Below are 13,828 nucleotides of genomic sequence, written 5' to 3'. Positions count from 1 at the left end.
TCAAGAGGGATAGGAGAGAACGATGGTAGAAAAACATTCAACCTCGGCACTGGCTAAATTGCGTAATACCGACGCTAAACAACTATTCAGTAACCTCCAAAAAGCAGGGTACATTAACCGCTTCGACAACAAGTGGGTATTAACAGAACTGGGAGCAAAATTTGGCGGCGAATACGCCCAGCACACGCAATATGGCCAATTTATTGTCTGGCCGGAAAACTTGCTCGTCGACACACAAGCCACCAGCGGGAAAACGTTAAGTGCCACTCAGCTTGGCGATCATTTCAGGCTCAACCCAAAAAAAATAAATCAACTATTGAGTGAGTTAGGCTGGATATCTAAAACAGAAAAAGGTTGGCAAGTAACGGAGGCTGGGCTCAGAGCTGGCGCCCAGCAACGTGAAGATAAATCTTCTGAGCAATTCTTTGTTGTTTGGCATGATACGGTGACTCGCCATAAACGTCTGAAACAGTCCATCGTCGAATTTTTAGGGCAAGAGGCTCACAGCCAATCGACCGATAAATCATTGTCTCACTTTCGCCAAAAATTTGAGGCAAAACATCGCACCTTAGACGGCCACTATGTTCGCTCAACCGGCGAATTACTGATCGATAATTGGCTCTATCTGGCAGGCGTCGTCCACGCTTATGAGCGTCAGTTGCCGATAGAAGCTGATGTGATGTGCGATTTTTATCTGCCAGCAGGAAAAGTGTATTTGCAATATTGGGGTTCAGATAGTGGCGCGACCGACGAAAAAACTCGCTTACACACACAAGCGATTTACCACGATCACGGCTTTGCTCTGATTAATATTCACCCGCAAGACATTGCCCATTTAGATGACATTCTGCCCAGAAAACTGCGAGAGTTTGGGATTAAAGCGTATTAATCGCCTTGGAAAAATGCCCCCTTCCCCTCGTCACTGAGAGAGAAAAACGAGAGGAAAGGAGCAAAAAACCAAACCTATATTAGCGATAAGAAGAATAGCGAGCTCTAGCCGCCTCTTCTTTCGGCACGATGGTTTTACCAATCGGAGCCAAAGAAATAACCGCGAGTTTCAAATGCTGTAGTGCGAAAGGAATGCCAATAATGGTAATAAAACACGCCACCGCCGATAAAATATGACCAACGGCTAACCAAAAACCAGCGAAAATAAACCAAATCACATTGCCGATTAAGCCAAATGGGCTGGTACCAATATCTTGCTGATTGGTCAATTCATCACGGGAAATCGCCTCTTGCCCAAAAGGAAAAAACGAAAAGTTACCGATAACAAAGCAAGCACGCCCCCATGGAATGCCAATAATGCTGATAAAGGCAAGGAGACCAAAAAACCACCAAGCGAGCCCCATAAACACTCCGCCCAGTAAAAACCAAATAATATTGCCGATTGTTCTCATCACTGTTACTCCGTATAAAATAGACCCATAAACCCTTTCAGTATCATTGCATGACCTGAACGGAAGATTAACGCTAGGCTAAACCATGCCATACCGCCGTAACGCCGCTTATCGTACAAAGCAGCAACGCAGCGAAACGGATGCTATCTTTGGGCAGTGATTGCGTGGTCATCATCGCCAACTTATAACCCAACCAAGCTGAGGGGATAAGCGGAATCGTTATCCATAAATGATGCAACGTCAGAAAACCTGCCGGTATTTGAATGATCAAAGAGATGATCGAGCTAAACACAAAAAATGCCGAAAGATTGCCACGCAACTGATTCGCTTCTTGATGCTGTAGGATCAACGCCATCGGCGGTCCACCAATCGCGGAACTGGTGCCAAAGAAGCCGGAGAAAAAACCCGCAATACCCATTTTTATCGGGGTCGGTTCGATGCGATACGGCAATAAACTAACCGCCACGGCAAATAACACCAATAAACCAAGCCATAACGCCAGTACATCCGTCGAGACTAAAACCAGAAGGATACCGCCCGCAATTGAACCGGGAACGCGACCAATCAGCGCCATTTTTAAACCGCCGAGCTCAATGTTCGAGCGATGCTTTAAGGCGTTCAAGATAGAAATAAACAGCGCCACGATACAAATGGGGGCAGGAACGTAATCGGCGGAGATCAAAAACAGCAAGGGTGCTGCGACGATCGCTAAACCAAAACCAATCGCCGTTTGCACAAATGAACCCAAGAAAATAAGAAACATGGCGATAAGCGCCGTACTACTGAACATTTCCATTAAAATGCCTATAAGCGAAACAAAGAAAAGTAATGCCCATAGAGAGCATTACTTCGTTCACGTTATCAGCAATTTTCGATCCTGAGAATAGCCAAATGGATCTATCGGTCTGGTATCAGTAAGCAACACCAATGCGTTGACGAGGGTGAGCGGCACTTTCTAACTCATCAATCATCGCAAGGGCATAATCACTGACTGAGATTTTGCTGTTACCTTCAGCATCAGACAATAGAGCGTCACCGCCCACACGGTAAGCACCTTGTTTCTCACCCGGAAAAATCTCAGCGGCCGGGCTAACAAATGTCCAATTAACCTTGCTTGTACTCGCACGGAAGAGATCCAACGCTTCGCCTTGCGCTAATGCTTCCCCTTTGTACTCTTCAGGGAAACCTTCTACGGTCACCAATTTGATACCGGGAGCGACTTCCAATGAACCCGCACCACCAACCCACAGTAGGCGATCCACACCCACTTGCGGTAGATCCGACAGCAGTTTTTGCGCCGTAGCCGCAACAATATCGTGGTTGCCAGCTGCACGTCCACCGATAGAAGCGATCACGACATCAACACCAGCTAACGCTGCGCTAATTTTTGACAAAGGCTGTTGTAAGTCAAATAGTTGAACGCTAACACCTTCAGCATCGACTTTGCTTGAATCACGCACTAACGCGATCACCTCGTGGCCCCGTGCTTTTGCTTCATTGACAATGTGACTACCAATCCAACCTGATGCGCCTAATACTGCAATTTTCATAATTTATTTCCTCATTCGGTTTCTGTTTCTCGACAACAATTGTAGTCTAGTAGTTAAACGAAGGAGGAAAAACACCCAAAAATGATGTAGATTGTATCAATATTCGTATCTAATAAAGGCCTACCATGGACAGACTAACCGCCATGCGCAGTTTTATCGAAGTGGCAAATACTGCCAGTTTTACCAAAGCCGCAGACAACTTGAGCTTAAGTCGATTACAAGTGTCACGTCATGTCCAAGAAGTTGAGGATTGGTTAAAGCAGAGGTTACTGCACCGCACGACACGCAAAGTCAGCCTAACCACCGCCGGTGAAGAGGCTTTAATCCGTTGCGAACAAATTTTGCACCAAACTGCCGAACTTGAAACACGAGCGTTGGAACAGTCACAACTCTTAAACGGTACCATTCGCATTGCCGCGCCGATAGGCCTTGCTCAAAACATGTTATTGGCCGTTGTTGAAGACTTCACGCAACGACACCCCAATGTGTTAATTGACATTGTCGCTTCAGATCGCCTTTCACAACTGGTCGATGAACGCGTGGATATTGCCCTGCGTTTTACCCAACAGCCGGATGATACGCTCATCGCTCGCCGTTTAATGAGCGTCGGCACCGTCATATGTGCTTCCCCCAGCTATCTCAACCAACACCCTCCTATCAATACACCCAGTGACTTAACCCAGCACAACTGCTTTGTGCACATGAATAATAACAAGTGGGATCTGGTTAAAGACAATGAACAGCTCTCTGTCACCGTGAATGGCAACATCCGCGCTAATGATATGGAAATTTTATGCCGTGCTGCCCTACATCACAAAGGCCTCGTACGGCTACCATGCGATCTTGCAAATGTCTTTATCGCCTCAGGAACACTAGTGCGCGTTTTGCCAGAGTTTCACAGCCCAAGCAGCGCACTGTGGGCTGTGTATCTTTCTCGTAGCTATCAAACCCCATTAGTTCGCCAATTCATTGATTTCATCGCTCAAAGTTGGAAAAACGATCTCATCGCTTAGCGTTAAGTCATTCTAGCTAATAATTTAGTCAATATTATTAGCTAGATTAAACATAGTGTTAATGCCAAAAATGAAATTATCTATAATTAATATTGTAAATAATCTCATTTATCTCACAGAGATACTACCTACCTATTAAAAAGTTAAGTAAAAATAAAAATATATTTTTACTTACACTAAAACAATCAACAATAAATGTTGATAAGTCACTTAATACTATTAGTAAAAATAACCAGCATCGTTGAAATCATCATTTAACCCTGAAATAAAAATTTCATCAAGTAAATGAGCGTTTATTATCCCTTTCAATATCTCACGAAAAAACATGATTACGCTAGCAAATTAAGCGATTAATAAATAACAAAAATGAAATTAAACTTAAGCTCTATCCATGAATGTCATTATAAAATTATTTTATTTACATACTGATATGTACATATTAGTTATGCAACCTTGATTAACTGAAATCACTAACTATATTTAGCCACATAAAGATTATAAACATGTAAATATCAACACTAATATCAATAAGATTTAATAGATATAACCAAAAAACCATTTGAAATGGTTAAATCAGTACAATGATATTCTGTGGCTCCATAAATAAACATCAGTAGGTATTGAATGAAAAAAATAGAAATACTTATCGTGGTTGATTGTGCCGGAGCATTAACAACCAAGAGCTTGATGAATAACGTTTACTTAATTGATAGTAACCAATGGCTTGGTTCTTGGGATGAAGGAACGTGCCAACTCCACACGGTATCTCAAGATGGTCAGTTTATTTGCTGGCGTAGCTGCGCCATTTCGCCAGATGACGAAGTCAATATAACGGGATTCTCTGGCGACATGATTGATCAAAAAGCTTGCTTACCAAGCCCTGTTAATGACGCGTGGGAAGGCAGAGTTCAGACTCGCGGGGATACTGGGCGTTATCTATATACCATTTCTCTTTCAATAAACGGAATAACAATGAATTTTTCACCTTATCTCGAAGTTCAATAACTCCATCTATTCAATAACTCCATCTAAATAAGGAACATTGTATGAAAAAAGTAGAAATACTCATGGTCGTAGATGCAGCAGCAGCGCTTGCAAGTCGAGATCTGCAAAGTAACATTTATCTCATTGATACAAATAAATATATGGGCTCGGGTAATGAAGGCCAAGCTGAGTTAAAAACAGCCTGTAAAGACGGCCAATTATTATGCTGGCGAGTTGTCGCTATTTCACCAGACAATGAAGTTGATATTGTCGAGTTTAATGGGCAAATGATAAATGACAGAGTTTGTATACCCACTAAGCAAGGACTAAGCGGTGATGAATTCTGGGAAGGCCGAGTTGAAGCGCAAGGACAAGCTAGCACACAACAATACAATGCGACCTTGTCTATTGATGGTGCAAGATTAACGTTTGATCCTTTCCTCGTTATTTCACTGTAGAGGGCGAACTCATGTTAAGCCCAAATGTTGATACCGCATTAAATATGCTGACCGACGTATATACTGATTTTTTAGGTATTAGTAACTACGATGCAACGTGCAACTCTCTCTTTATTGGCCATGTAGCAAAAGATCCAAACTGGCTCGTAGAAGTTCGAAGCAGGACTGAGATCTTAAGAGCGGTAATGAATGAGTTTATGCAACAAAAGCCTAAAATTTTTGCGCAAATTATTACATCGTTTATTAATTATCAAACCACGTTCGATGCCTGCGCACAAAACAGTAAGGCGATAACAAGTACGAAGCAATGGATTGAATGCTTACAATTATTGCAAAAAACGTTAAAGCAAAATATCACGTTAACAAATGAAGCTCAGCAAGTTTTCACGAAATCTTACAGCCAAGCGAAAAATGCAGAGGAGCTGCTCGCATCCAGCATTCAAGATGGCTGGAATGAACTTGCGAGCGAAGAACAAGCAATGGTACGCATTGCAACAGAGATAGGCTCTCTATCGCAATCCATTGCCAGTTTAGGAGCCAATGTCACGGCGGCCCAATTAAGAGCAGGAAAAGCTTACATACAAAGTATGGTCACTATTTCCTACGGTGTCGTAATGGGAGCAACGACGTCTGTGCCATTCCTTTCCTTTGCTGGTGCGCTATTCACGGTTGGTTACAGTGCATACAGCACAATATCGAGCGCGAAAGAGGTACAACAAGATTTAGACAAACTCACTCAATTACAAACACTAGCCAGTGAAGAAGCACAAGCGGCTGCCATTACTAAAGCCATTATTCAAACCCTCAGCAACATGAGCGAAGAATTCCTAAAGATTGATGATAACTTGCCAGCACTTTCATTGTTATGGCAAGACGAATTAGACAAGGTAAACGAACTGATCAACGCCTTACAAAGCGGTTCAGACCCTGCCCTATTGACTGATTTGCAAACCATCAAGATTGCTTCAGCCTCATGGAAAACCATTTCAGAATTTGTGCAACTCATTAGTTTACCGCCAAACATTGGAAAACCCGTTTTAGTCAACACACTAAATAACACCATTCAAGAACAGTAAAGGAGATACACAATGTCACAACAAGTTACTCAGTTGAACCCAACACAGCAAACCACTCAATCTGCATTTTTGGCAACCACAGTCATCACAGCGCAGTGCCATGCCATTTTAAATACACAATTTACGCCACCTACGGTAAAACCAGATTGGTTTGATGACCTGAGTAAAAAATTAGACTCAGCAAAACTGGTTGCTAAGCAATGGATTGATGATTTAGGACCAAAAGTATCAGCATCGATTCCCTCCAGCGTAATTAATTTTGACGCCACTTTCCAAGCATCAATCGATGCCATTCATGAGTTGTATAAAGCGGATCCAACAGCAAGTGGCAAAGACAATACAACGGTTCAGCAAGCTTCACAGATTATGACCGCCCTATCTTCTCAAGTCAGCGGTATCGAAGCCACAGTCAAAGGGATGAATAAGGAACTCTCTGATTGGGGTGTTAAAATGCAAGCGGCACATGATGACTTAGTCAATGGTGCGACCAATATTCAAAAAACAATTATTGATTTACAAACAGATATTGAAAGCATGAATAACGCAATAGACAACAATCGTGCAGCCATTGAGAAACTGAATAAAGATCTAGTCTATGCACAAGTTGCGGTTGGTGTTGGCATCTTTATGCTCGTCGCAGGCGTTGCGCTTACCGTCGCAACCGCTGGCACCGCAGCTGTAGTCTCCGGCGGTATCGCCGCCGTTGGCGCGGCATCGATTATTGCTGGTGGTGTTACGTGGGGCGTATTACAAAATCAAATTGATGATGACTACGACAGCATCGCGCAAGAACAAAAGCAAAAAGCTGAAGATCAACAACAGATTATCGCTTTACAGGGGCTTTCCAATGCCAGTAGCGCCGTCGTTTCAGCGATTGAAACATCGACATCAGTATTATCTGATTTTGAAACAACGTGGACTGTCTTTGGCAACGAGTTAGATGATGTAGCAACCAAGCTTAATAATGGTGCATCCATGCAGAGCATTATTATGGAAAAAGTGATGTCTGACGCAGCGAAAAACGAATGGGATGATGCGGTTGAACTTGCTAAACAGCTAGCTAGCGCAAAAATAGCTATCGAAACGAAAGAGTTAGCACCTGCAGTAAAACAAGCAGCTTAAACATTACTAAAGGGGGTTACGCCCCCTTTTATTCTTTTTCGAGGACCATCATGAATCAATCAGCCAGCGAGCAACTTCAAACCGACATTCCTGCATCTATTAGCGCTATGGTGTTACTAAATTCTGCATGCCAAGGCGTTGTTGAAACTTATATTGATCAAGGCAATGCAGAACATTGGTATGCTCAGGTAGAACAAAATTTAAATGCGGTGCAAAAACTGGTACGGCAATGGCGTTTGAGTGGTAATTTGTATTTTTCAAATGACATTATGGACAGTGTTCTTTCCATTGCGAATATATTCAAAGATTCTAATGTTCAAATTTTAACGTTATTTAAAGCACTAGAAACCCGTTTTGACACCGCTCAACTACAGCAGCTCACTTCATTAATCTTAACATTACAAAATTCGATTCAAAGTCTTACATCAAATATAAAACGTTATGATGAGGGATTGAATGCTTGGGCTCGCCAAGTGGAAGATGCTCATAACACATTGCAACAAACTATTGCACAGATCCAGCAAGAAGAAGTTTCCATCCAAGCAGAAATTATCGCCACCAACGCCCAAATTGATCTAATGAAACAGCAGATAGCAGCATTTAAAACCGCTATTGCGAACGCTCAATCGCAGCGTAAGAAAGGGATATTTGAAACGATTTTTGGCGTGGTGCTTGCTCCGTTTACACTGGGAGGTTCTTTGATATTGGCAGGGTTTGGTGTTAGCTCTATTGTAGAAGCACAAAGTGAAATATCTAGCCTGCAAAGCGATATCCAATCATCTTTAAATACCATCAACCACGATCAACAAACGCTCTCTCAAGATCAACAACAAATCGCGTCTCTCAATGCCCTATTGCTAAGTGTCGATCAAGTTAACAACGATTGTGCGGCGATCAGCCGATCATTAGATACACTACAAACCACAGTGCTCAGTTTATACAATGAAACCAACAACGTCGTTTCTAACCTTACCAAAGCACAAGATTCACAAGCGGTCATTCTGGAGCAAGTTTGGTACCAATCAGCTTACAATGAGTGGCAAGATATTCTGGAGGTAGCATCAACGCTCAATAATGCACAACCTCAAATAACAAAAGCTCAAATCAAGTAATTGATTTGGCTCCAGTGACGGAGCCAATGGCGGATTTAATTGAGCAAGTTATAAAGCAATGCCGATACCGCCAATAACCCTATCGCCATGACAAAAGGTGTACTCATCTGCTGTTGATACTTCGCCAGCGATGGCACTTTGAATACAGCAATCATCGGCATAATAAACAGAATCATAGCGATCACGGGGCCTGAAAACGCTTCCATCATACCCAGAATGCTGGGGTTGAGTATCGCGACAATCCAAATCGTGACAAACAAAATCGCAATGGTGAGTCGCCCTGCGAGACGCAATGACAGGCCAAAGTTTTTACACAACAGCCCCGTAAGGCTTTCTCGCGCACCAAGGAAATGCCCTAAAAAGGAGGAGGTAATGGCAATAAACGCCACTAAAGGGCCTAGAGTGGCGATAAAGGGATTATCTGTAACATTGGCAAGGTAAGTCAGCACTGAAATATTTTGCACTTTTGCTTCTTGCAATGCCTCTGGTGATAAAGCCAATACGCAAGAGAACACGAACAGCAAGACAAACAGAATTAATACAAGACTGGTGTAACGCAGAATCTGCTCTGATTTTTTATCCGCTAGCGCGCCATAATGACGACGTTGAACATTGGCAAAACTTGAGATCGCCGCTGCGTGGCTAAAAGAAAACACCACGACAGGAATGGCTAGCCACACTGTGTGTAAGAAATCACTCGTTTGCGGCAATACTAATGACGGCACTGACCAATACGGGATCAAATAGAGCGAGAGAAATAATAAAATAGCCGCCAATGGATAAACCATAACAGCAAAAGCGCGCAACATGATCTTCTCACCACCCAGCATAATGGCAATTAACGCAAAGACTAAGCCACCAGAAAGTAGCACCCGAGGGGGAGCGACCATCTGCGCTTGATTAACCAAAAAGCTATCAACCGTGTTAGTTAGACCGACACCGTAAATCAGTAAGATTGGGAAAATAGAGAGGAAATACAGCAAAGAGATCAAGCGACCAGCGCTTTGGCCAAAGTGTTCTTCAACAACGTCGGTAAAATCGGCATTAGGACGGCGCGATGAAAGAACAAAACGCGCAAGACCACGATGAGAGAGATAAGTCATCGGAAAAGCGAGTAAGACCATTAACACTAATGGCCAGAAACCACCTAACCCAATGTTGATTGGTAAAAATAGAATACCAGCCCCAACCGCCGTACCAAATAAACTGAGTAGCCAATAGGTATCGTGTTTAGTCCAATTAGAAATCTGAACATGACTAAAATGAGCCATTTCCTTAGTGTCTTTCACTGATTTTTCACTTATATAAAAATAATAATGTCGCGAATCCTACTCCTATTAACCATTATGATCATTTTGAGACCTTGGTCATAATCACTATAATAAAAGGATTTAGCTTGGATTGAAAACCATGAGAACACCAAATTAACAGCATATTAAACTGGTTTTATGTAACTTTATTGAAACTAAAAACCAAATTTTAAGATTTTTCAGTAAATGTAATTAGTTGACGATTTATCCAGCCCAGTCACGCACAGCAAACAAAAATGAAGGACATTTGTCCTCCCTAATCGGTAGGCGATCATGATTTTATAGAATCGTTTTTCGAAAAGAGGCACACAGATAGACACTGTAGGTATGCAGGGCCAGAAGAGAAATAGGAATCGATTTATAGGTTTACAGTGTAAATGGCCCTAAATAGGGCCAATTGAGTCTATCTCTGAGCTGTGATATTTATGAATTAACGGCTTTGATAAGGATAGAAGTATCCATTCTTCCCTCACCTTGCTCAGACAAGGCTTGGTAAGCATGATAAGTTTTTTCTGTCATCGGCAATTTGAGATCGTTTCGTTGCGCTTCATCCAAACAAAAACCCAAGTCTTTTATCATCCAATCAATGGCAAAGCCGTAATCAAATTTGCCCATTGACATGTTGACGGCGCGATTTTCCATCTGCCATGAACCTGCCGCTCCATTTTTCAAACAATCAACCAAAACGCCAATATCTAACCCTGATTTTTCCGCTAAGACCAACCCTTCCGACAGGCCATTTAATACCCCAGCAATGCAAATTTGATTGACCATTTTTGCGCGTTGTCCTTGCCCTGCTTTCCCCATCAGCACCGATGACTTGCCATAAGCACGAAATACGGGTTGCAGCTGCTCAAACAGTTCGGCATCTCCACCACACATAATGGTTAGCACACCATTTTCAGCCCCTGCTTGGCCACCAGAAACAGGAGCATCCATAAAGCGAATCCCCGCTTTATGAGCCACAGCCGCCAGCTCTTCGGCTAACAGTGCCGATGTGGTGGTGTGATCAACCAAAATTGCGCCGCGTTTCATCGCCCCTATCGCGCCGCCGTCACTGGTCGTTATGCTGCGGACATCATCATTATTGCCAACGCAGGTTAAAACCACGTCGGCATCTTGCACGCACTCTGCGACGGTTTGCGCTGCATGCCCATGATGGTGCTGCGCCCACTGCTGTGCTTTAGCTTGAGTGCGGTTGTAGACGCTAACCTCAAATCCTGCATTTCTTAAATGCCCAGCCATTGGGTATCCCATGACTCCTAATCCAATAAAACTGACTTTCATTAATTTCTCCTTTTATTATTACCCAGCAACCCAAACGGACGAGCATACGCAACTGAGTGTAAGCTGTATGTATCCTTGCGTTATTCTCTATGAATAAGACCACGGTTAGCAATGCACAGATAAAAAAAAGCCGAGTCAATCACTCGGCTTCTCATTAATTCGCTCTATTACAGCTCAGCGTTATGGTAAACCTGCTGTACATCATCACAGTCATCTAGCATGTCGAGGAACTTCTGGAATTTCTCCGCCTCTTCACCCGTAACCGGTGTGTGTGTTTGTGGAACGAACGTAATTTCTTCGACATCGATAGTCAAATCAGGGAATTGATTATTGAGCGATGTTTTCACTTTGAAGAATTCAGTGTTAGGTGCAAATACAGTGATCACACCCTCTTCCAGTTCAACATCCGTCACATCGACATCATCCATCATCAGTGCTTCAAGGATAGAATCTTCATCATCCCCTTTGAACTGAAATACCGCTTGGTGATCAAACATGTGTGATACGGTACCTGGAGTACCAATTTTCGCCCCCGTTTTAACAAAGCATTGACGCACATCTTGGAACGTACGGTTGCCATTATCTGTTAAGCAGTCAACGATAACACTTGCGCCGCCAGGGCCAAAACCTTCGTAACGAGCAGGTTGGTAGTCTTCACCACCACCACCACTGGCTTTATCTAGCGCTTTATCAATAACGTGGCCTGGAACTTGGTCTTTCTTCGCTTTTGTGATCAGGTGGCGTAAAGACAAGTTCATGTCTGGGTCCGAACCACCATTTTTCGCACACATGTAAATTTCTTTACCGTATTTGGAATAGACTTTAATTTTTGCGCCTTGAGTTTTCGCCATTGAGGCTTTGCGCACTTCAAAACTTCTTCCCATAGGGATGATCTCTCTAATTCAATTTAATGCGAGGGATTTTAGCAAAAAGTGGGATCATTTCAATTTTCCACTTAGCAAAGACATGAATGCTACGCAACACCCATCACTCTTTTGTATTTGTTCACCGATTGTACAAACCACTCTTTTTCGGCCTCACTGGCAATTTTAGACTGCTGCTGAGTGATCGCTTCAGGCCCTGCTTTTCCTTGCTTGAGTTTCCAAACAAGAAAGGAAGCTTGTTTATCGAGCTCTACTTTGTTTTTCTCTTCAGTGGCAAGTAAAGATAGGTTGAAGGACATGAGTTAGCCTAGATCGGTAAATACGTGGCACGAAATATAGCATAGGACATGGGAAAATTAAGAGCATAAATGTGCAATTTATCGGAATGAAATCAAGAAAATTGGAAAATATAAAGGGTGGCTATGCGCCACCCTTGGGGGATCAATGGTGAGAACTCGTCAGTGAAGTATGCCTAACTCCTTCGCTTCCTCAATAGTTAAACCACTTTCCCGAATCTCTCTTAATGCTTCAATACGACGACGAGCTTCGGCTGATTTAAGGTTTTTAACTGGTTTTTGTGTTTCTACTTCTTCCGTGAAGTCCCACTTATTTGCAATATCAGTCATTTCGTCATGGTCAATAGAATTTATGGACATCGTTACCTCCGAACAAACCACGTAAGGGACATGTAATCTGTAGCAAACGGCATTTCATTTGTTAAGTATATTTAGTTCATATTGTGATTTTGGCGATGGTTTAGAAACCTTATTTTTAAAACTATTAATATTACTTTGCCAACCTTGCTAGACGAGGCTAAATTTAAATATTGCATGCATGAATTCAAGCGTTTTAGCGCTCATTTTATTCTGTTGCATACTATCGTAGTCCCCCCTACCCCACACTCTTTTAATGTGCTGATTTTTAGCACATGGTTCCCCATTTCTGTTTGGCAAATAAGCTTGAAATACACCAGACTGTAGTTAATGCATTTAAAGTTGTAGGTAAGACGTCATGTATAAACTTCACGACTGGTTAACTGAGATCCATCAATGGCATCTGAACAAGCGCTATGATCAGGTAGCTCAATTACAACCGCTGATCCTTAATGTTCCACAGCAGATCTGGGGGCCGGGTCTGAGTGATGATCAAAGTAAAGCTATTGCTTGTTGGCTTGATGCTTGCCTGCGCCAATATGAGTACTACAAGCTCATTGACGGTGAGCTTGCCTTCCAATATCTGCAGCTTGCTTACGCTCGTTTTCAGCGTTGTGTGTCGGAGCCGGGTAGTGAACTTGAGTTAAAAGCTTGGTGTATAAAACGGATGCAGCAGTTGATGGTACTGAGTTTGGAGCATCTCAACCAACAGCACGTTGATGAGGCCTTATCCCGAAGTTTAATTGATGCTCATGCTCAATTTCTTGCATATCACGCATGGAACGATGATCAAGGTATAAAGCGAGGGTATTAATTGATTACAGGGATCAACAGATAAAAAAATAGCGAGTTATATCACTCGCTAAAAACATACATGAGCCAATCTATTAATTGATCAGATAGGACAAAAGGTTGTCTATTCGCTTTCTATACTAGTGGACCTTCTAAACAAAATGTCAGCTATCTGTCAATGTTGTGT

General features: G+C 42.6%; 16 protein-coding genes. 8 read left to right on the top strand and 8 right to left on the bottom strand.

Annotated elements, in window-relative coordinates:
- Positions 1-22 precede the first annotated feature (22 nt).
- A complete protein-coding gene (locus tag CCZ37_RS13525; RefSeq protein ID WP_094500902.1) occupies positions 23-889 on the top strand; it encodes a glycerol kinase in 867 nt (288 codons plus the stop codon).
- 79 nt (positions 890-968) lie between these two features.
- Here CCZ37_RS13525 and CCZ37_RS13520 read toward each other — a convergent pair whose 3' ends face one another.
- The 3 genes from CCZ37_RS13520 to CCZ37_RS13510 all read right to left on the bottom strand — a co-directional run bounded on the left by CCZ37_RS13520 (position 969) and on the right by CCZ37_RS13510 (position 2,950).
- A complete protein-coding gene (locus tag CCZ37_RS13520) occupies positions 969-1,400 on the bottom strand; it encodes a YccF domain-containing protein (RefSeq protein WP_029388405.1) in 432 nt (143 codons plus the stop codon).
- 73 nt (positions 1,401-1,473) lie between these two features.
- Positions 1,474-2,196 (bottom strand): sulfite exporter TauE/SafE family protein, encoded by a 723-nt coding sequence (locus CCZ37_RS13515; protein WP_094500900.1) that lies wholly within the window; start codon positions 2,194-2,196, stop codon positions 1,474-1,476.
- 115 nt (positions 2,197-2,311) lie between these two features.
- On the bottom strand, positions 2,312-2,950 hold the full coding sequence (locus CCZ37_RS13510) for an NAD(P)-dependent oxidoreductase (protein ID WP_017043238.1): 639 nt from the start codon (positions 2,948-2,950) through the stop codon (positions 2,312-2,314).
- A 125-nt stretch (positions 2,951-3,075) separates the two neighbouring features.
- Between CCZ37_RS13510 and CCZ37_RS13505 the strand changes: the two genes are divergently transcribed.
- The 6 genes from CCZ37_RS13505 to makE all read left to right on the top strand — a co-directional run bounded on the left by CCZ37_RS13505 (position 3,076) and on the right by makE (position 8,715).
- Positions 3,076-3,963, top strand: a complete 888-nt coding sequence (locus CCZ37_RS13505) for a LysR family transcriptional regulator (RefSeq protein WP_094500898.1) — start codon at positions 3,076-3,078, stop codon at positions 3,961-3,963.
- Between the two features lie 624 nt (positions 3,964-4,587).
- Positions 4,588-4,968, top strand: coding sequence for an alpha-pore-forming tripartite toxin MakABE regulator MakD (gene makD / locus CCZ37_RS13500; protein WP_094500896.1), 381 nt, complete (start codon positions 4,588-4,590; stop codon positions 4,966-4,968).
- A gap of 41 nt (positions 4,969-5,009) precedes the next feature.
- Entirely contained in the window at positions 5,010-5,405 is a 396-nt protein-coding gene (makC, locus tag CCZ37_RS13495; protein ID WP_013868236.1) for an alpha-pore-forming tripartite toxin MakABE regulator MakC, read from the top strand.
- Positions 5,406-5,416: 11 nt separating this feature from the next.
- The gene (makB, locus tag CCZ37_RS13490; RefSeq protein ID WP_094132119.1) at positions 5,417-6,481 is read left to right on the top strand and encodes an alpha-pore-forming cytotoxin subunit MakB; all 1,065 of its coding nucleotides are present in this window, start codon (positions 5,417-5,419) and stop codon (positions 6,479-6,481) included.
- 12 nt (positions 6,482-6,493) lie between these two features.
- Complete coding sequence (makA, locus tag CCZ37_RS13485) at positions 6,494-7,603, top strand: cytotoxin MakA (protein ID WP_094500894.1); 1,110 nt, start codon at positions 6,494-6,496, stop codon at positions 7,601-7,603.
- A 50-nt stretch (positions 7,604-7,653) separates the two neighbouring features.
- Positions 7,654-8,715: an alpha-pore-forming cytotoxin subunit MakE gene (makE, locus tag CCZ37_RS13480; RefSeq protein ID WP_094500892.1), complete on the top strand. Its 1,062-nt coding sequence runs from the start codon at positions 7,654-7,656 to the stop codon at positions 8,713-8,715.
- Positions 8,716-8,750: 35 nt separating this feature from the next.
- Here the strand turns inward: makE and CCZ37_RS13475 are convergent, their stop codons facing one another.
- The 5 genes from CCZ37_RS13475 to CCZ37_RS13455 form a co-directional block, all read right to left on the bottom strand.
- A complete protein-coding gene (locus CCZ37_RS13475) occupies positions 8,751-9,986 on the bottom strand; it encodes an aromatic amino acid transport family protein (RefSeq protein WP_422641342.1) in 1,236 nt (411 codons plus the stop codon).
- A 462-nt stretch (positions 9,987-10,448) separates the two neighbouring features.
- On the bottom strand, positions 10,449-11,312 hold the full coding sequence (locus CCZ37_RS13470) for an NAD(P)-dependent oxidoreductase (RefSeq protein WP_094500888.1): 864 nt from the start codon (positions 11,310-11,312) through the stop codon (positions 10,449-10,451).
- Positions 11,313-11,479: 167 nt separating this feature from the next.
- A complete protein-coding gene (locus CCZ37_RS13465; RefSeq protein ID WP_010317247.1) occupies positions 11,480-12,196 on the bottom strand; it encodes a YebC/PmpR family DNA-binding transcriptional regulator in 717 nt (238 codons plus the stop codon).
- A gap of 89 nt (positions 12,197-12,285) precedes the next feature.
- On the bottom strand, positions 12,286-12,495 hold the full coding sequence (locus CCZ37_RS13460) for a DUF3283 family protein (protein ID WP_010317249.1): 210 nt from the start codon (positions 12,493-12,495) through the stop codon (positions 12,286-12,288).
- A gap of 159 nt (positions 12,496-12,654) precedes the next feature.
- Entirely contained in the window at positions 12,655-12,852 is a 198-nt protein-coding gene (locus tag CCZ37_RS13455) for a PA3496 family putative envelope integrity protein (protein ID WP_017043498.1), read from the bottom strand.
- A gap of 355 nt (positions 12,853-13,207) precedes the next feature.
- On the opposite strand from CCZ37_RS13455, the gene CCZ37_RS13450 reads away from it, so the two are divergent.
- Positions 13,208-13,663 carry a transcriptional regulator gene (locus CCZ37_RS13450; protein WP_094500886.1) on the top strand — a complete coding sequence of 152 codons (456 nt, stop codon included), beginning with the start codon at positions 13,208-13,210 and terminating at the stop codon, positions 13,661-13,663.
- The last annotated feature ends 165 nt before the right edge of the window (positions 13,664-13,828 follow it).

It is taken from the genome of Vibrio qinghaiensis (assembly GCF_002257545.1).
Classification (GTDB): domain Bacteria; phylum Pseudomonadota; class Gammaproteobacteria; order Enterobacterales; family Vibrionaceae; genus Vibrio; species Vibrio ordalii.
Note: the sequence above shows the minus strand (reverse complement) of the source record. Positions and strands in the feature narration are given on the sequence as shown.